This window comes from Agarivorans gilvus (genome assembly GCF_001420915.1).
Taxonomy (GTDB): Bacteria; Pseudomonadota; Gammaproteobacteria; order Enterobacterales; family Celerinatantimonadaceae; genus Agarivorans; species Agarivorans gilvus.
The window spans coordinates 927,232-945,307 of record NZ_CP013021.1 but is presented as its reverse complement, the minus strand read 5'-3'; the positions used below and the strand labels follow the sequence as shown (position 1 = coordinate 945,307).

Sequence of the window (18,076 nt, the reverse complement as noted above, 5' to 3'; positions counted from 1 at the left end):
GTTGCCTGAAGCTTCTAATGCCGCGGCCTTATTTTTTCATATAGGCTGACTTTTACTCCACGCTTGACCATGGCATAAGCCAAGCTGACTCCGGCTATGCCAGCGCCGATAATCGCTAAGTCTTCTCCGCTTCGCATAGCTTGGCGTTGATAAAGGCGCGTTAGTAAATCTTTGGCTTGCGGCTCTCCTTGGTAATGGCCAACTAACATGTCACGTTTACGGCCAAAACCTTTGCCTTTTTGCATGGCAAAGCCCACTTCATTTAAACCGCGACGCACAAAACCGGCTGCGGTAAAGGTGGCTACCGATGCTTGTGGTTTAGACAAGCGGGCCATTTGCTCAAATAGCTGTGGTGACCACATGTCGGGGTTTTTACTCGGTGCAAAACCGTCTAAATACCAACTGTCCACGAGTCCTTGGCTGGGGGTGACTAGCTCTGGTAAGTTGTCGTGTACATCACCTATCCAGAGGTCTAAGCAAATTGGTATAGGGGATTCAAAGAGCAGGCGATGACATCCCGCGGTCATAATTTGTGGGTAGTATTCGAGCAATTGCTCACTAAATGGCAGTAGTTCAGACCAAGCTTGTAAGGCTTGTTTTAGATCGCCTAAGCTTAAAGGGTGTTTTTCAAAGCTAATAAAATGCAGTCTTTTTACTGGCGTATTTGGCTGTTGTTGGCAATGCTGTTGGTAGTGTTGCCAAGTGGCGAGAAAGTTAAGCCCAGTGCCAAAGCCAGTTTCGGCTATCACATAGTGAGAGCTAAGGTGCTGGGACCAGCGCTGAAGGAGTTGATTTTGTTCAATAAATACATAGCGGCTTTCGGCCAGTCCGTTATCTACGGAGAAATAGACATCGTCGTAGTGGGTTGCCACCGGCGTACCTTCTGGCTTCCAATGTATAGTGGCGGTTGTGGTATTATTCACATTATCCGATGATGACAAAACATAACCTCGAGTTTTACTAGAAAATTTAAGCGTACACGTGTACCCTCATCCGACCAGATTCGGCTGCAAAATAGGTAACATAGCAGCAAATACAACCCGTGAGACCATCTGATGAAAAGAGCAGTTATCACCGGGCTAGGCATTATATCTAGTATCGGTAACAATAAAGAAGAAGTATTAGCATCCCTAAAAGCAGGTAAGTCGGGAATCACTCATTCTCCTGAGTTTGCTGAGTTTAATCTGCGTAGCCAAGTATGGGGTAATCTTAAAATAAACCCCGCTGAACATGTAGATCGCAAAACCATGCGCTTCATGGGGGATGCTGCGGCTTATTCTTACTTATCCATGCAGCAAGCTATTGCTGATGCTCAATTGAGCGATGACGTGGTATCTAACGAGCGTACTGGATTAGTGGTTGGTTCTGGTGGCGCATCGTCTAAAAATCAGGTTGAAGCGGCAGATATTCTGCGTGAAAAAGGGGTTCGTCGCGTTGGCCCTTATATGGTGCCTCGCACCATGTCTAGTACTACTTCTGCTTGTTTGGCTACACCATTCAAAATTAAGGGCGTTAACTATTCAATTAGCAGTGCTTGCGCTACCAGTGCGCACTGTATTGGCCATGCCCTAGAATTAATTCAACTTGGCAAACAAGATGTTGTGTTTGCTGGTGGCGGTGAAGAGTTACATTGGACCTTGGCAATGGAATTTGACGCCATGGGCGCCTTGTCAACCAAATACAACGATACGCCAGAGTTGGCTTCTCGTACCTATGATGCTGACCGCGATGGTTTTGTTATCTCTGGTGGCGGCGGCATGGTTGTGGTGGAAGAGCTCGAACACGCACTGGCTCGCGGCGCTAAAATCTACGGTGAAATTGTAGGTTATGGTGCGACCTCTGATGGTTACGACATGGTGGCTCCTTCCGGTGAAGGTGCGGTGCGTTGTATGCGTCAAGCGATGCAGGGCTTAGACGGTGGTGTGGATTATGTGAATACCCACGGCACTTCTACTCCGGTTGGTGATGTAAAAGAGCTCGGCGCCATTCAAGAAGTATTTGCTGGCAATAGCCCTTTAATCAGTGCGACTAAAGCGATGACCGGTCATGCCTTAGGTGCGGCTGGTGTGCACGAAGCGATCTATTCATTGCTAATGATGGAAAATGATTTTGTTGCACCTAGCATCAACATTAATACCCTAGATGAGCAAGCCAAGGGCTTAAACATTGTGGCTAACCAAGCGCAAGAGGCTAAGTTAAACCGAGTAATGTCAAATAGCTTTGGTTTTGGTGGTACGAACGCCACTTTAATTATTGAACGCTACCAAGATTAAGTTTATTTAATCTGAAAAAAGCTGCCTTAGGGCAGCTTTTTTTTATTGGCGAGGATCTGCGTGGTAAGATTGCCGCCCTCAAAATTTTGCCAAGCGAAGCTGTCATTGATGAAAATAGTTGTAGATGAAAACATACCGTTTGCTCAGCAGATCCTAAGTCAACATGGCGAAGTAGTGGCGCTAGATGGCCGAACCATGCAGAGCGCACACTTACGTGATGCCGATGCCTTGTTGGTGCGCTCTGTGACCCCCGTTAATGCTCAGTTACTTAGTGAGGCTAAGCAACTTAAATTTGTTGGTACTGCCACTATTGGTACCGATCATGTAGACCAAGTCTTGCTTAAGGAGCTGGGTATTAACTTTGCCAGTGCGCCGGGTTGCAACGCTATTGCAGTAGGAGAGTATGTAACGACGGCTCTATTGGCTGCGGCAAACGAACGTCAACAAAGCCTGCAGGGGAAAAGTATTGCGATTGTGGGGGCGGGGAATACCGGCTCACAGTTGGCTAAGCGGGCAAAGGCTTTAGGCATGCAAGTGCTGCTGTACGACCCACCGCTTAAGCAGCAAGGTTTATGTGAACAATCAGTGAGCTTTGCACAGGTATTAAGTGCCGATGTGATTAGTTTACATGTGCCTTCTACCAAAAGTGGTGAATTCCCTACTTACCACATGTTTGCACAGGAGCAGCTTCAGCAACTTAAACCTAGCCAAATACTCATCAATGCTTGCCGTGGTGATGTGATTGATAACCAGGCCTTGCTTAAACAAGCAGAGAAGGGGCTAAGCCCGCTGCTTATCTTAGACGTATGGGAAGGCGAACCCGTAGTGTTAAAGGAGCTGGTAGACCATGCCTTTATTGCCACTCCGCACATTGCTGGCTATAGCTTAGAGGGAAAGATGCGAGGTACTAGCATGGTTTATCAAGCTATGTGTCAGGCCTTGAATTTAGACTATCAAGATAACAGTGATAGCTTGCTTAATCAGCCGGAGTTCCAGCAACTAAGCCTTAATGGTCGCTTAAACCAAGCTAAGTTAACTAAATTGACTCAGTTTATTTATGACATCTTTGCCGATGATCGGCGTTTTCGCCGCTTTGGCCTACAGCCCCAGGGCTTTGATCGCTTAAGAAAAAATTATCCGCAGCGGCGTGAGTTTTCTTCGCTGCAGCTTGTTAGTCAACATGACCAAGTTGCTTTAAGTGCGCTTGGCTTTAACCATCAAGAGAATAAATAATGCAACAGTTTCATAATGTCGCAATCATTGGCGCAGATAACGAACAAAGCCAACAGTTAATTGAATTGCTTGAGAAAAATCAGTTCCCTGTCGCGCAGCTATTTGCCGTCGCTATAGAGCAGCAAGATGATGAAGAAAGCACCTTGAAATGGCAAGGGCAGGCTGTCGAGTTTGCAGACCCACAGTTAGTGAATTGGTCAGAAGTCAGTGTGGCTTGGTTGCTTAGCAGCGAAGAAGCCGCCTTAGATATCGCCGAACAGGCTTGTCAACTTTCTACGGTGATTATTGATGTTGTTGGCGCTAAACCACAAGCGCTAAGCTACTTACATGCCGCAGTTAACCCTGAACAAATTGGTGAACTTATTAGTGAGCGCTGGCTAACTTGTGCTAGCAGTTTGGCCGGACAATTGGCGCTGCTTCTACATATTATTCAACAAGATGTAGAGCTAGAGCGGGTTGAAGTTAACGCCATGTTGAGTGCTGCCAACAAGGGTAAAGCCGGAGTGGATGAGCTAGCTGGACAAACTGCGCGTTTGTTAAATGGTTTGCCGGTTGAACCTGCGGTTTTTTCTCAGCAACTCGCGTTTAATCTATTACCCGAGCAAGCGGAAGAGGGCAGCAGTAGCGATTTCGAACAACAACTTAGTGAACAATGCCGAGCGCTATTACGCTCACCAGAGCTGATGGTAAACGTAAGCGCACAGCATGTACCTGTGTTTTATGGGGATAGCCTATCTATTCACCTCTACGCCACCTATTCTTTAGACTTACTCAGCATTAGAGAGTGGTTATCTGAGCATTCGGCTTTTGATTTAGTGGAAGGCGAAATCGTTACGCCGGTGAACAATATCGCAAATAATCAATCTATTGTGATTAGTCGTTTGCGCCAGAACCCATACAGCGATAAGGGCGTTAATTTAAATCTAATGGCCAATAACCCGCTCACTGGCCAGTTAAGTAATGCGCTGCAGCTCGCTGAAATACTAGTGAAACAGTATATTTAAAAAATGGGTTTAGATTACTGACTTAGCGCCGATAACTGTAGTTGAGAAAATGCGCAGTAAAATGCGATCTAGACGTAAACTGTTGCTTGTTTTCCTAGATCGCTGATTGTTAGCTAGTTATATTAGAGAAATAACAACGGATTGATATTTTTCAGTCTTTTAGCAAGAACACAAGGACAAACTATGGGGCGGAAGATTTCCCTCGTTGCTTTATCGGCAGTTTTAGCATTTACCACGACTCATCCAGTTGTCGCACAAGAAAGCGGCACTTTTTATGTGGAGTTAGTCGGGCCTGATGAAGTAGTAGGCGAGCCAGAGCAACAAATTTATGGACCTGTTCGCAGCAACGATACGCTGTGGGCCATTGCCAGCTTAAACCGTCCCGCGCCTTCTATTAGCGTTTATCAAATGATGTTCGCTATTTTAAAGAAAAACCCCCAAGCCTTTAATAACGGCAACATCAACTCCATGGTAAACGGTAGCTTGTTAACCCTGCCTAGCGCTGAAGAAGCTCTTGCGGTGAGTCATCAAGATGCGGTGAATGCGCTTGCCCCTAAAGCGCCAGCTAAGACCGAAACCAAAACTACGGTTACCACTGTCACGCAGGCGCCTGAAGTTAAACCAGTGCCCGTTCAAACACGTCCTAGCGTTGATGCCGCCGCGTTGGAAAAAACGCAGCAAGATCTTGATAGTTTGCGAGACCGTCTAGAAACGCGTATCGATGAGTTAGAGCAGCTTAAGCGTCAAGAGTTTGATGTGCTGAAACAACAAATGGATGAATCCAGTCAGCAAATGGTAGGCCTTGCTGAAGTGAATCATCGAATGAAAATGCGCATACAGGAACTCAGTGACGAATTAAGTAGTATTCGCGAAGAGCTCAATGTTAACCGCCGTAATCAGACGCAAATCTTACAATTGCTCGAAAAACCTCAAGTTGAGGAAAGCCAAGCGGCTCAGTCGGGGGGCCTAAGCGACATCTTATCTTCTCCGCTAAATTTGGCGTTGATTATTTTTATTCCCATTTTGCTTATTGCCTTAATTATTACTTTGCTTTTACGCCGCAAAGCGAAACGCGAGCTCGAGCAGCAAGATAAGGAAATGGCTGAGTCCACCTTAAGCTTGATGGATGAAGACAACGATGAATTTTCTAGTTTATTTAGCGATAACCTAGATGCTGAAGAAGGGCAAAGCGAGGATTTAAACGCGCAGTTTGAAGAGGACGAACCAGACTTAAGCGTTGAAGATAGCCCTATCGAGGCAGAGCACATCGATGATAGTGATGATGACTTAGAGCCGGAGATTGAAGAAGCCAGCTTTGAAGAGTTTGCGGCCGCGGCTGAAGACGAAATTTCAGATGAAATCGCCTTAGACGAGAGTGAAATGGCGGCGCTAGATGCCTTTGATAGCGACGATTTAGTACCCTCTCCTGAGCAAGAAGAACAGCCAGTTGCTGAAGATCCTGATGCAGTCATTAGTGCCGATGATTTGGCCGCTGCACTGGCTATGGACGATATAGAAGAAGATATCTTTAATATTTCGGACGATGAACCTGAAGATGCCGATGAGTTGTCGTTTGAAGAGGCGTTAAAACAACAGCAAGAGATGGAAGCTGAGTTGGCCGAAGCCAGCCAGCAACAAACTGACGACTTCGCTAATATCGATTTATCTGAAGATATCGATGAAGAGACTGTCAGTACTGCCAGCGAAGCCGCTACTGAGACTGAGCAGTCTGAATCAAGTTTAGAGTCGCTTGAAGATGATAGTGTTGTTGATTTCCCTGCGGTTGAAAAAGAGGCTCAGGCCGATGATAGCTCAATTGATTTAGAAGATGAGCTAGTAGATTTGTCGGACTTGGACTTGGCCGACCCCACCATCGATCTTGACGCTGAAACCGAAGCATTGGAAGGTTTGGATGAAGCGGCAGAGCAAGCTGATGATGCAGACTTAGCAAACGAAGAAGCAGATTTAGCCGACGTGGAGCTTGAGTCAGATCCATTGAGCGAAGCATTGGATGAATCTACAGAGCAAATTAGTGATGACGATATTGACAACATGTTTGCCAGCTTTGGTGAAGATGCTTTCAAAGAAGACGCTAGCACCGAGCAAGAAGATTTACCTTCGCGTAGCGATATAGAAGAGCGAGAGTTTGTCGATATAGATAAGCTGCTAAATGAAGCCGATGAAGAAACTGGCGATGAGTTAGACCCTTACGACAGCCCAAGCTTAGATGTTGACCTTGATACTTTCCCCGAGGTATTGCCAGACGATGAAGCCATTGATGTTGATGTAGATGCAGAATTGGCCTCAAAGTTAGATTTAGCTAGAGCTTATTTAGAGATAGATGACCAAGATGGCGCTAAAAAAATTCTTCAGGAAGTGCTCGACAGCGATGACGCTAGCTTAAAGAAAGAAGCAGAGCAGTTGATGGCGCGTTTTAGCAGCTAGTTAACTTGCGCTATCTAATGACAAAGGCAGTGAAGGTTCACTGCCTTTTTTGATCAATTCGCTAGGCTAATTGAGAAAGGGCGGTGACATTGGCATGGCATTTTCTTATTATAGCCGCCCAAATTTTAATGATTGGTAATTTATGCGTATTGCTCTTGGCATTGAATATGATGGCGCTGGTTATTTTGGCTGGCAGCGGCAGCGGGAAGTGCGCTCTATTCAACAGGAATTAGAAGCGAGTTTATCGATTGTGGCCAATAGCCCAATTGAGTTGCAGTGTGCGGGCAGAACCGATGCTGGGGTTCATGCTACTGGCCAAGTGGTGCATTTTGACTCCCCAGTAGAGCGCAAAATGGCCGCTTGGACCTTGGGAGTCAATGCTAACTTGCCAAAGCAAATTGCGGTGCGTTGGGCTCAGCCAGTCAGCGATGATTTTCATGCCCGCTTCAGTGCGACGGCTAGGCGTTATCGCTATGTTATTTATAACAGTCGCTATCGTCCGGCTATTCTGAGTCAAGGTTTGAGCTTTTACCATCAAGCGCTTGACGTTGAACTGATGGAGCAAGCAGGCCAAGCGCTGCTAGGCGAACAAGACTTCACCTCGTTTCGTGCTGTGCAGTGCCAAAGCCGCAGTCCTTATCGCCGAGTCGAGCACTTGCGAGTTTCCCGCTATAACGACTATGTTGTGGTGGATATTAAAGCTAATGCCTTTGTTCATCACATGGTGCGTAATATTGTCGGTAGCTTGTTAAAAGTAGGGCAGCAAGAGCGACCTGTTGAATGGATTGCCGAGCTGTTAGCTTTGAAAGACAGAGCCAAGGCTGCCGCAACAGCGAAAGCATCTGGCTTATATTTAGTCCAAGTGGATTACCCAGCAGAATTTGCTTTACCAAAATTACCAATAGGCCCTTTGTTTTTGCCAGCAAGTTAAAAAAAACTGTACGATAATGAAGGGTTAGACCAGTTTTATGTAAAATATTTTGGCTAATTGTGGTTTAATTGCCGCCATTCAATGCATTCTGTTATTACGGTGCTGATAGCACCTATTGAGAAGTAAGGTTTCCAATGAGTTGGTTAGAGAAAATTCTTCCAAAAAGTAAAAGTGCTTCTGGTAAACGTCGCAACATTCCAGAAGGTGTATGGACAAAGTGTGCTTCCTGCGAACAAACTTTGTACCGTGCCGAGGTAGAACGTAACCATAACGTGTGCCCTAAGTGTGATCACCACATGCGTATTGGTGCTCGCCAACGCTTAGAGGCTTTTCTTGATAAAGACGGTCGTGAAGAGCTTGCAGCAGAGTTGGAGCCTCGTGATAAGTTACGTTTTAAAGATAGTAAAAAGTACAAAGATCGCATTGCTAGTGCGCAACGAGCCACCGGCGAAAAGGATGCTTTGGTGGTAATGAAAGGCGAGCTTAAAGGCCTGCCCGTGGTAGCTTGTGCTTTTGAGTTTGCTTATATGGGCGGTTCTATGGGCTCGGTTGTGGGCGCGCGCTTTGTGGCAGCCGTCGATAAATGTTTGGCCGAAAACCGTGCCTTGATTTGCTTCTCTGCCAGTGGCGGTGCGCGGATGCAAGAGGCTTTGTTCTCGTTAATGCAAATGGCTAAAACTTCTGCTGCTTTAGCTAAAATGCGCGAAAAAGGCCTACCTTATTTCTCGGTGCTCACTGACCCAACCATGGGTGGTGTATCGGCCAGTTTCGCTATGCTTGGGGATATTAATATTGCAGAGCCTAAAGCGCTTATTGGTTTTGCTGGCCCTCGCGTTATCGAACAAACGGTGCGTGAGAAGCTACCCGAAGGCTTTCAACGCAGTGAGTTTTTGCTAGAGAAGGGTGCTATCGATATTATCATCGACCGTCGACAAATGCGCGAGCGTATTGCTGGAATGGTATCGAAGATGATGGGTATTGTAACCAGTGAAGCTGAAGTGCTCGTTGAGACAGTCGATGCAGAAGATGCCTCTCAGCAGGCACCAAACGAAAAACAATAGCATGTCAGCTACCTTCAATAATCAAAGCCGGTCTCTCGCAGACTGGCTTTCTTATTTAGAAAATCAACATCATAGTGCAATTGACCTAGGTTTAGAGCGGGTTGCAAAAGTCGCCACTCAGGCTAAGTTAACTCACTTAGTGGCTAAAGTGATCACTGTTGCAGGGACTAATGGTAAGGGCTCAACTTGTGCATTGTTAGAACAACTATTGCTGGCCGAAGGCTACCGTGTTGGCGTGTATAGCTCACCGCATATAGTCGATTACCGCGAACGGGTAAGAATCAACGGACAATTGCCCGATGAGCACGCATTTTGTGAGTCCTTTGCAGCCATTGAGCAACTTCGCTGCGACACCAGTTTAAGTTACTTTGAGTTTGGCACTTTAGCCGCTATTTGGATGTTCTCTCAGCAAGAGCTAGATTATGTGATCTTGGAAGTCGGCTTGGGTGGGCGTTTAGACGCAACTAATATTGTTGAGCCCGATGTGAGCGTGGTGACTACGGTTGCTTTGGATCATGTTGATTGGTTGGGCAGCGACCTACAACAAATTGGTCGCGAGAAAGCGGGTATTTTTCGAGCTGGCGGTAAAGTGGTAATTGGTGATGACAACATTGTTGAAAGTGTATTGCAATGCGCTAAACAGTTGCAGTGTCAGCAATTGGCAGCAGGGCATCAATATACCATAGAAGATACCGACGCTGGTTGGAGCTACCAAGGACCTAAGCTTGCTTATCAACACTTGCCTTATCCTAAATTGCCACGAGCCAATGCCGCTACGGTGCTAGCGATAGTTGAACAGCTTGAGCTTAGTCCTAGCCCAGAGGTAGTAGCTCGGGTGATCGCTAATTGGCAATTAGCTGGCCGCTTACAAACCTTATGCAACGAACCCTTGGTTGTGTTGGATGTAGCACATAACCCTCAATCGGCGAGTTATTTGGCTAGTCAACTGCCGGTCATAGCCAAAGGGCGAAAAATTGTGGCTGTGTGTGCCATGTTGAGCGATAAAGACGTTAGCGCTAGTTTAGCGCCGTTGATGGACAAAATAAGTTATTGGCACATCAGTGGGCTAAATCATCCTCGAGGTGATGATGGCAGTGCGTTGGCAGAGTGCCTTCAGCATCAGCAAAATGTTCAACGTCATGCTTCGGTAAAACAGGCTTACGCTGCTGCATTTAACAGTTTAGATAATCAAACTATGTTAATTGTATTTGGTTCTTTTTTTACGGTAGCGGAGACATTAGAATTGTCCCCAGCAAGCCTTAGCCGAGAGTGAACATTGACTGCACAGTTTAAAAATCGCCTAGTGGGAACCATCTTTTTAGTGGCGCTGGGGGTGATTTTCATTCCCGATATTCTAGACGGCAAGAAAACTCGAGTAGAGGAAGAGTTTAATGCCATTCCTTTTGCGCCTAAATTAGACTCTTTGCCGCCATTGCTCATTGACTTACCTAGTGATTCTGCAGCAGCGGCTCAGCCTAGCAGTGCTGAGGCTGAAAATAGCGGCGTAACTGAAACGACCGCGCTTGCTCATCAAGACTCGGCGGAAACCCAATTTGAAAAGCCGGCTTATATAGTCCAATTGGGAACGTTTAAAAATTCGCAAAATGTCACGCGTTTAGTCGAAAAACTGCGGGCAGAGGGTTTTCAAGCACACTCTTACCCTGAGCCGCCAGTGGAAGGCGAGCTGAATAGGGTATTTGTTGGGCCAAATGTGTCTAAGAAAGCTTTAGAGCAGAAACAGCAAAAGTTAAAGGAATTAACTGGGTTAAGTGGTGCAGTAAGGCCCTTTGACCCACTATTTAAGTAATAAGGGAAAAATACTTAGACGCAATTTATATTTGTTTCTGGTAGAATTCGCAGCGTTTTTCAACAAGTAGAAAAATTTATGGCTTGGGTAGACTACGTCATTATCGGCGTAATAGTATTGTCGGCACTAATCAGCTTGGTTCGAGGCTTCGTTAAAGAAGCTTTGTCACTGGTTTCTTGGATCGCGGCATTTTTCATTGCCTCCCAGTTCTATCATGACCTCTCTAGTTATTTCACCTTAATTGATAACCCCTATTATCGCAGTGGTTTAGCCATTGTCTTGCTATTTGTGGCCACCTTGGTTCTAGGGGCCTTAGTCAATTATCTATTTAGCCATCTGGTAAACTCTACCGGACTGACCGGTACCGATAGGGTACTGGGAATATGCTTTGGTGCAATCAGAGGGGCCCTGGTGGTCAGTGCTTTGTTATTCGTACTGTCGTTTACCGGGTTTCCCGAGTCAACATGGTGGAAGGGCTCGTTATTGATCCCCGAATTCACTGTGATAGTTCAGTGGTTTTTTGAGTTCTTAAAAGATTCGTCAAGTTTCTTACATAATTACCAATCTTAAAAAGGAAAAAGCTTCATGTGTGGTATTGTCGGCATTGTCGGTGCTAGCCCGGTTAACCAAGCAATCTATGATGCGCTAACGGTATTACAGCATCGTGGTCAAGATGCAGCTGGTATCGTAACGATTACCGAAGGGATGTTTAAACAGCGCAAAGCCAATGGATTGGTAAGAGATGTGTTTGAAGTCAAACACATGCAGCGTTTACGCGGAAACTTAGGGATCGGCCATGTGCGCTATCCTACCGCTGGTAGTTCTAGTGCCGCAGAAGCGCAACCTTTCTATGTTAACTCTCCGTTTGGGCTAGCTTTAGCACACAATGGTAATTTAACTAATGCCAAAGAGCTGCGTGAGGAAATGGCTCAAAGAGCACGCCGTCACATTAATACTACCTCTGATTCAGAAGTGTTATTAAACGTATTAGCTCATGAGCTTGATAACATCGTTGAAGATGAACTATGTGAGAAGCAAGTGTTTACCGCGGTGCGTGAAGTACACAAAAAAGTACGTGGCGCTTACGCTGTTACCGCTTTGATCATTGGCCAAGGCATGGTGGCTTTTCGCGACCCTAACGGTATTCGTCCCTTGGTATTGGGCAAAAAGGTGAGTGACCAAGATCCAGATAAAATGGAATACATGGTAGCGTCTGAAAGTGTCGCCTTAGATGCGGTTGGTTTTGAATTTGTTCGAGCGGTAGCGCCTGGAGAAGCGATTTACGTTACCTTAAATGGTCAGCTATTCACTCAACAATGTGCGGAGAATCCTGCTCATCATCCTTGTATTTTTGAGTATGTTTATTTTGCTCGTCCAGATTCGATTATTGACAAGATTTCAGTCTATGGTGCTCGGGTTAATATGGGCACTAAACTCGGCGAAAAAATTGCCAGAGAGTGGGAAGATCTCGACATTGATGTGGTGATTCCTATCCCTGAGACTTCTTGTGATACGGCCTTACAAATCGCCATGCATCTAAACCTTCCTTACCGTCAAGGCTTCGTGAAAAACCGTTACATTGGCCGTACCTTTATCATGCCGGGTCAAACCCAGCGTCGTAAATCTGTGCGTCGTAAGCTAAATGCCATTGATGTAGAGTTTAAAGGTAAAAATGTATTGTTAGTGGATGACTCTATTGTTCGAGGAACTACCTCTGAGCAGATTATTGAGATGGCTAGAGAAGCCGGCGCGAAAAAAGTATATTTCGCCTCTGCCTCACCTGAGATCCGCTTCCCTAATGTATACGGTATCGATATGCCTTCAGCCAACGAATTGGTGGCTCATGGTCGTGAAGTGGATGAAATCTGTGAATTGATTGGGGCTGATGGTCTAATCTTCCAAGATTTGGAAGATTTAATCGAAGCTTGTCGTGAAAGCAATCCAGAGATCCAATCTTTTGAAACTTCAGTATTTAACGGAAAGTATGTCACCAGCGATATTGACCAAGATTACTTAAATTACCTTGATCAGTTGCGTAACAATGACGCCAAAGCGCTACAGGCTCATGAAGAGGTGGCTAGCTTAGAGTTACATAACGAAGATAACTAAGCCGCTTATCAAGCAACAAAAAAGCACCCTCGGGTGCTTTTTTAGTTTTAACGAGCAAACTCTTTTTTGCTAAATTCTACTCGCTCTAGTGGGTTAAGTTTTTGCCCCTGAGCAATCATTTTCTCAACCAGCTTTAGACGCGGCAGAATGCCTTCTCCATTGGCTATTTGAATAGCTAACCCAGGTCGAGCGTTAAGCTCCAGTAACATCGGGCCATTTGATTTATCCAACACCATATCAGTGCCTAAGTAGCCCATGCCCGACATCTCATAGCAGTTTGAGGCCAGCTCTAATAAACGTTGCCAATGCGGCACTTCTAATTCTCTAAGAGGGCGGTCGGTGTCGGGGTGTACGTCAATCGGTCTATCAAATTGCACCGCATGTAAGGCTTTACCCGTGCCAATGTCGATGCCAACGCCTACCGCACCTTGGTGTAAGTTCGCTTTACCATCAGAGGCGGCCGTAGAAAGGCGCATCATCGCCATTACTGGATAACCTTGAAAGACGATCACTCGAACATCGGGTACGCCTTCAAAACTAAAACCATCGAAGCAAGAATCAAATTCGATGAGTGCCTCGATAACCGCCACATCAGGGCTTCCACCTAGAGAAAATAGACCCGCTAAAATATTAGAGCAATGGCGTTTAATGTCTTCTTCGGAGGCCTGGGCACCGCTGGGTTTAAAAAATAATCCAGCTTGTTGTTTGGTAATAACCAAGATCCCTTTACCACCAGAGCCTTTAGCGGGTTTAATCACAAAGCCAGAGTGTTTATGTAGCAAAGGAATGATGGATTGAATGTCGTGCTGAGTTCGTACCACGCCAATTAACGCTGGAATGGTGACTTCGTCGCGCTGGGCGATGATCTTGGTTTTTAGTTTGTTATCAACTAAAGGGTAGAGCTTACGCGGGTTGTAACGGCTGATATAGCAGGTATTCCGCTGATTCATGCCCATAATACCCTTACGCGCAAGCTTAAAAGGACTGCTGAATTGACCTAGCATCAGTCCTCCCTATCCGCGAGCGGTTGAAAACGACGTAGCTCTAACAAGCGATAGCCGGTGTAGTTACCTAGGATCAAAATAATACCCAATACGATAAATTGGATACCCATGAAGTTGAAGGTGAGGTGGCGTACATATTCATTATTCATGGCTAAGAAAGCCAATACTGCGACCAACAAGCTACCGCCGCCTTGCAATACCACTTCCTTAGCGCCTTCCTCTTCCCACAATACTGACATGCGCTCAATGGTCCAAGACAAGATAATCATAGGGAAGAAAGTTATTTTAAGGCCTTCGGTTAGACCCACCTTAAAACTAATCACGCTGAAGATGGAAATGATGCCGATTACCGTGATGATCACCGCCGATATTCGCGAGACCAGCAACAAGTTTAAGTGGGACAGGTAACCTCGAATGATTAAACCAGTACCCACCACCAATAAGAAGCCAATTAAGCCGGTCATCAGCGAGGTTTGCATGAAGGCCACGGCAATCAATACTGGCATAAAGGTACCGGAGGTTTTTAGGCCCACTAATACCCGCAGTAATACCACAATCAGCACGCCAATCGGTATCAGCAAAATACCTTTAAATAGCGCTTGTTCTTCTAGAGGAAGACTATCAATAGAGAAGTTTAAGAAGTCCGCTTCGCTAATTTTGGGGGCTACCGCAGATTGGGCGCTTTGTTCTACCGACAGCATCGAGAAGGTGACTTGAGAATCTCTGCCACCAACCACTTCTAGCAGACTATTGCCGTTATATTCCCATAACAAGGTATTTGCTGGACGTCCTTGAGAAGCGCTGGCTAAATCGAAAATTTGCCAATCGTTTTCGTCTTTAAATACTTGAATATATTCGGTAATGCTTTGTCTGCGTCGGCCATCTTCTAACTCTAAGCCTTTTACAATACGGGCTGGCACGTGCGCATTGTTTAATAAGTCTACGATGAGTTGGTTTTTCGGTTTGTAATTTAATATGAGGCCGGTATTTTGGTTACTCTTAGCCGCTTCATCGGTAAGCGCCTTTATCAATTCTCGAGTAAAACTATAGGCATCGGCTGAGACTTCTTCTGCTTGTTTTACTAGATGGTTAGCCGCAGTAAAGTAGGGCTCTGGGTATTCAGTAAACGGCGTAGTGGGCATTTGCGGCTGGTAGATGTCAGTCGCTTTAGGGTCTACGAGAAAGTCGACCTTATAATACATTTCCTGATGCCCTTGGGCGCTGCGCTTGGTCCAGATGGCTCGGGGGTTGTCCTGGTCATTAACAAAAGAAAGGCCGTAGGCTAGTGAGGCGGTGGACTCATGAATACGAGTGAAACCCTGTTGTGTTTGCGGTAGCGCTAGAACCGCTTCTACGCTGTCGCCACTGGCGTCAAATTCAACTTTGGCTTCAATAGACCAAATCTGGCGTTTCTCACCCGGTTGCCATGGTACTTCAAATTGAATATGACGATACAAGGTCATACTGATACCGATGAGCATACAAAGGCTGACAATTAAATAGAACGTATTGCGAGAACTCATGGGGTTTAATCCTTAAAGGTGGGCTTCGCTTGAGTAAACTTCTTGCTGACATCAACTACACTGATGTCTTTTAAAAAGCTACGGCCTAACAATACTGGATAGCTCAAATGCTTACGGTCGGTAAGGGTAAACTCGGTTTTTTCAGTGATTGGCCCCAATTTAACCAGCATTGATACCACTGGGCGTTTATCCACTTGGTTAGTCGAGGATTGAATCACTTCTGCGCTTCGAATCACAGGGCGCTCTACCAAAATATCTTTGTCTAGGGTGTCATGGCGCATATTGAAGCGTACCCAGTTTTTTCCATCGCGCTCGAACTGAACAATATCAGTCGCGTTTAGCGATGAGGTCGAGGCTCCGGTGTCAATTCTTGCTTGGAAAGCGTTGGTCTGACGTTCCAAGCTAACCCATTCAGCTTCACCTAAGACTGTTTTATTACCTAGTTTGTAGCTAGTTTGACTAGTACAGGTTTTTACAGTGGGCTTTTGTGGGTTGGTGCTGGGGATAACAATGCCATCGATTTTTTCATCTAATTGTTCAAAGTGCTGTTGCTGAGACTCGAGTTGTTCAGAGATGGCTTGACACTGCTCAAGCAGCGCACTTTGTTGGCTAGAGAGTTGATCCAACTGCCCTAAGGTTTGCTGGTGTTGTTGCTCATATTGTTGTGAAGCACAAGCGCTCAGCAGCAGGGACAATGAAATTATAGGAAGCAGTTTCATAGTTCATTTCCATTTAACAAAGATAAATCGGTAGACATTAACAATTGTTATTAGCATAGCGTAACGAAACTCGTTAGTCTGGATTAATTGCAATTAAAACAGCACGTTTCGGTGCAGGTAAGCCTTCAACAGTAAGTGAATTGTTCTTAGGATCGAGGTAGTCACTTAATGATTCATGGGTCATCCATGAAGTACTGCGTTGTTCGTCAACGGTGGTGGTGTCAACGTCGACTATACGTACATCAACAAAGCCGACTTTCTCTAACCAGCGTTTTAAGGCGGCTGTACTCGGCAAGAACCAGACATTGGGCATTTTGCCGTAACGGCCCGCCGGTACTAATACCTGATTTTCATCACCATCTACGACTAAGGTTTCTAAAACTAGCTCTCCACCAGTTTGTAGTTGCTCTTTCAATTGGATCAGATGGTCCATGGGAGAGCGGCGGTGATATAGCACGCCCATAGAAAATACCGTATCAAAAGCGCGTAGTTTTGGTAGCTCTTGAATACCTAAAGGCAGCAGGTGAACCCTTTGATCTTGATTAGCGAAATTGCGAATAGCTTCAAATTGCATCAAAAATAAGGTGGAAGGATCGATCCCCACCACAAATTCTGCCCCATCTCCTAACATTCGCCACATGTGATAACCGCTGCCGCAGCCCACATCTAACACGTAGCGATGCTGTAAGGGAGAAATATGCTGGCGCAGGCGTTCCCATTTCCAGTCAGAGCGCCATTCGGTGTCAATGTGGATACCGTAAATATCAAATGGGCCCTTACGCCATGGGTGGAAATGGCGTAATAAGTTTTCAATTTTCTTGCGTTCGCCTTCGCTAAGCTCCTCCGCTTTACCTATGCTGACATGCTCAGTAAGCTCGATGTGTTCAGTGGTGAGCTGGGGAAATTTATTAAGCACTCGTTGCCAACGAGGAAAGTCACCATGAGCATGCTCCTTTTGCCAATCACCGAGTTGTGCAGGTAGGGTGTAAAGCCAGTGTTTTAAACGGTTTTTGGCAATAATTTGGTAAAAATCAGAAAAATCTATCATCGGTGCTTTGCTAATGTAATGATTGTGGCTAGAGAAAGTGTGAGCAATTGTAGCAAGCTTTAGCTTCGCTTGGCGAGCTGCAGCTGAGTACTTGAGGCAAAACAAGCTTAGTTAGGCGCTGTTTTTATCCATACTAATCGTTGTTGCTGATTGTGGCTAAGACTTCCGCTATCGCATATGGCGATCCCTCGGCTAGCAATCAATACATCGCCATGTTGCTTGTGCTGTAAATGGGCGGCCTCTAAGTGCTGTTTGCTTTGTTCAGAGAGCACTGAGTCGAGTCGAATAAAAACGATTAAAGGTTCCCGCTGCTGAATAAAATTGTCGTTTAATAGTGTCGGCAATTGTTGTTGCTTCGTTAGGCTAGCACTGGCAAAAGCCAGTGTTTGATTTTGGTAACGGGCCAGCGCTAAAAAGGGGCTAGGGCTTAAGGGGTTTTGGTTCGAGCGGTAGCTATTAAACCACTCAAAAGCTTGATTTTGCCAGCCATACATAAACATCTCTGGAGTGCTGTTGTTGTGGCTGAATTTTACGCTTTTTTGATTTAATGAAAATTTTCTATAGCTTTGCTGTTTTTCGTCGATACTTAGATAGGGGATTGCCGCGACTACTAGGCTGCCATTAACCGTATTAATCAGTGTTTGGCTTTGTTGCGTTAGCAAAGCTAGCGTGTGGGGTTCACTAATACTTAGTGTGGGGGCGTTACTAGGGCAATCACTAATAATGAAATCATCGTATTCAAATTGTTCAACCTGAGCGGCCAACGGTGAGCTAAAGCTCAGCCATAAACAAGGTAATGTAACCAGTAATTTTAAATACTCATTCATAAATAATAAGGCAAGGGTTAGCATCAATAAGTAACAAATGCTAGCACACTTTTAAGCCAATCAATTGAATATTCACAATAAAAAAACAAAGC

16 protein-coding genes are annotated in these 18,076 nt (G+C 45.5%); 10 read left to right on the top strand and 6 right to left on the bottom strand.

The genetic code is table 11. The features are described from left to right. Positions 1-14: 14 nt before the first annotated feature. Entirely contained in the window at positions 15-923 is a 909-nt protein-coding gene (mnmC2, locus tag AR383_RS04410; protein ID WP_198150205.1) for a tRNA (5-methylaminomethyl-2-thiouridine)(34)-methyltransferase MnmC2, read from the bottom strand. 132 nt (positions 924-1,055) lie between these two features. Between mnmC2 and fabB the strand changes: the two genes are divergently transcribed. The 10 genes from fabB to purF all read left to right on the top strand — a co-directional run bounded on the left by fabB (position 1,056) and on the right by purF (position 12,863). After that, positions 1,056-2,273, top strand: a complete 1,218-nt coding sequence (gene fabB, locus AR383_RS04405; protein WP_055732035.1) for a beta-ketoacyl-ACP synthase I — start codon at positions 1,056-1,058, stop codon at positions 2,271-2,273. Positions 2,274-2,381: 108 nt separating this feature from the next. Continuing rightward, on the top strand, positions 2,382-3,506 hold the full coding sequence (locus AR383_RS04400; RefSeq protein WP_055732034.1) for a 4-phosphoerythronate dehydrogenase: 1,125 nt from the start codon (positions 2,382-2,384) through the stop codon (positions 3,504-3,506). Continuing rightward, the gene (locus AR383_RS04395) at positions 3,506-4,510 is read left to right on the top strand and encodes an Asd/ArgC dimerization domain-containing protein (RefSeq protein ID WP_055732033.1); all 1,005 of its coding nucleotides are present in this window, start codon (positions 3,506-3,508) and stop codon (positions 4,508-4,510) included. The genes AR383_RS04400 and AR383_RS04395 overlap by 1 nt, the downstream gene beginning before the upstream one ends. A 183-nt stretch (positions 4,511-4,693) precedes the next feature. Then, entirely contained in the window at positions 4,694-6,955 is a 2,262-nt protein-coding gene (locus tag AR383_RS04390; protein ID WP_055732032.1) for a FimV/HubP family polar landmark protein, read from the top strand. 142 nt (positions 6,956-7,097) lie between these two features. Next, positions 7,098-7,886 (top strand): tRNA pseudouridine(38-40) synthase TruA, encoded by a 789-nt coding sequence (gene truA / locus AR383_RS04385; protein WP_055732031.1) that lies wholly within the window; start codon positions 7,098-7,100, stop codon positions 7,884-7,886. A 134-nt stretch (positions 7,887-8,020) separates the two neighbouring features. Continuing rightward, complete coding sequence (accD, locus tag AR383_RS04380; protein ID WP_055732030.1) at positions 8,021-8,947, top strand: acetyl-CoA carboxylase, carboxyltransferase subunit beta; 927 nt, start codon at positions 8,021-8,023, stop codon at positions 8,945-8,947. A 1-nt stretch (position 8,948) separates the two neighbouring features. Further along, positions 8,949-10,220 carry a bifunctional tetrahydrofolate synthase/dihydrofolate synthase gene (folC, locus tag AR383_RS04375; protein WP_055732029.1) on the top strand — a complete coding sequence of 424 codons (1,272 nt, stop codon included), beginning with the start codon at positions 8,949-8,951 and terminating at the stop codon, positions 10,218-10,220. Between the two features lie 3 nt (positions 10,221-10,223). Continuing rightward, the gene (locus tag AR383_RS04370) at positions 10,224-10,754 is read left to right on the top strand and encodes an SPOR domain-containing protein (protein WP_055732028.1); all 531 of its coding nucleotides are present in this window, start codon (positions 10,224-10,226) and stop codon (positions 10,752-10,754) included. Positions 10,755-10,832: 78 nt separating this feature from the next. Further along, entirely contained in the window at positions 10,833-11,324 is a 492-nt protein-coding gene (locus AR383_RS04365) for a CvpA family protein (protein WP_055732027.1), read from the top strand. 15 nt (positions 11,325-11,339) lie between these two features. Next, entirely contained in the window at positions 11,340-12,863 is a 1,524-nt protein-coding gene (purF, locus tag AR383_RS04360; RefSeq protein ID WP_055732026.1) for an amidophosphoribosyltransferase, read from the top strand. 47 nt (positions 12,864-12,910) lie between these two features. Here purF and AR383_RS04355 read toward each other — a convergent pair whose 3' ends face one another. The 5 genes from AR383_RS04355 to AR383_RS04335 all read right to left on the bottom strand — a co-directional run bounded on the left by AR383_RS04355 (position 12,911) and on the right by AR383_RS04335 (position 17,984). After that, a complete protein-coding gene (locus tag AR383_RS04355) occupies positions 12,911-13,867 on the bottom strand; it encodes an alpha-L-glutamate ligase-like protein (RefSeq protein ID WP_055732025.1) in 957 nt (318 codons plus the stop codon). Continuing rightward, complete coding sequence (locus AR383_RS04350) at positions 13,867-15,390, bottom strand: inactive transglutaminase family protein (RefSeq protein WP_055732024.1); 1,524 nt, start codon at positions 15,388-15,390, stop codon at positions 13,867-13,869. Before AR383_RS04350 ends, AR383_RS04355 begins: the two co-directional genes overlap by 1 nt. 5 nt (positions 15,391-15,395) lie before the next feature. Continuing rightward, complete coding sequence (locus tag AR383_RS04345) at positions 15,396-16,109, bottom strand: ATP-dependent zinc protease family protein (RefSeq protein ID WP_055732023.1); 714 nt, start codon at positions 16,107-16,109, stop codon at positions 15,396-15,398. 73 nt (positions 16,110-16,182) lie between these two features. Further along, positions 16,183-17,157, bottom strand: coding sequence for a tRNA 5-methoxyuridine(34)/uridine 5-oxyacetic acid(34) synthase CmoB (gene cmoB, locus AR383_RS04340; RefSeq protein ID WP_055734953.1), 975 nt, complete (start codon positions 17,155-17,157; stop codon positions 16,183-16,185). A 107-nt stretch (positions 17,158-17,264) separates the two neighbouring features. Beyond that, positions 17,265-17,984: a hypothetical protein gene (locus tag AR383_RS04335; protein ID WP_157051638.1), complete on the bottom strand. Its 720-nt coding sequence runs from the start codon at positions 17,982-17,984 to the stop codon at positions 17,265-17,267. Positions 17,985-18,076 lie beyond the last annotated feature (92 nt).

Coding starts and splice junctions, on each gene's coding strand:
- fabB (WP_055732035.1), top strand. CDS start 1,056: ATGAAAAGAGCAGTTATCACCGGGCTAGGCATTATATCTAGTATCGGT.
- AR383_RS04400 (WP_055732034.1), top strand. CDS start 2,382: ATGAAAATAGTTGTAGATGAAAACATACCGTTTGCTCAGCAGATCCTA.
- AR383_RS04395 (WP_055732033.1), top strand. CDS start 3,506: ATGCAACAGTTTCATAATGTCGCAATCATTGGCGCAGATAACGAACAA.
- AR383_RS04390 (WP_055732032.1), top strand. CDS start 4,694: ATGGGGCGGAAGATTTCCCTCGTTGCTTTATCGGCAGTTTTAGCATTT.
- truA (WP_055732031.1), top strand. CDS start 7,098: ATGCGTATTGCTCTTGGCATTGAATATGATGGCGCTGGTTATTTTGGC.
- accD (WP_055732030.1), top strand. CDS start 8,021: ATGAGTTGGTTAGAGAAAATTCTTCCAAAAAGTAAAAGTGCTTCTGGT.
- folC (WP_055732029.1), top strand. CDS start 8,949: ATGTCAGCTACCTTCAATAATCAAAGCCGGTCTCTCGCAGACTGGCTT.
- AR383_RS04365 (WP_055732027.1), top strand. CDS start 10,833: ATGGCTTGGGTAGACTACGTCATTATCGGCGTAATAGTATTGTCGGCA.
- purF (WP_055732026.1), top strand. CDS start 11,340: ATGTGTGGTATTGTCGGCATTGTCGGTGCTAGCCCGGTTAACCAAGCA.
- AR383_RS04355 (WP_055732025.1), bottom strand. CDS start 13,867: ATGCTAGGTCAATTCAGCAGTCCTTTTAAGCTTGCGCGTAAGGGTATT.
- AR383_RS04350 (WP_055732024.1), bottom strand. CDS start 15,390: ATGAGTTCTCGCAATACGTTCTATTTAATTGTCAGCCTTTGTATGCTC.
- AR383_RS04345 (WP_055732023.1), bottom strand. CDS start 16,109: ATGAAACTGCTTCCTATAATTTCATTGTCCCTGCTGCTGAGCGCTTGT.
- cmoB (WP_055734953.1), bottom strand. CDS start 17,157: ATGATAGATTTTTCTGATTTTTACCAAATTATTGCCAAAAACCGTTTA.
- AR383_RS04335 (WP_157051638.1), bottom strand. CDS start 17,984: ATGAATGAGTATTTAAAATTACTGGTTACATTACCTTGTTTATGGCTG.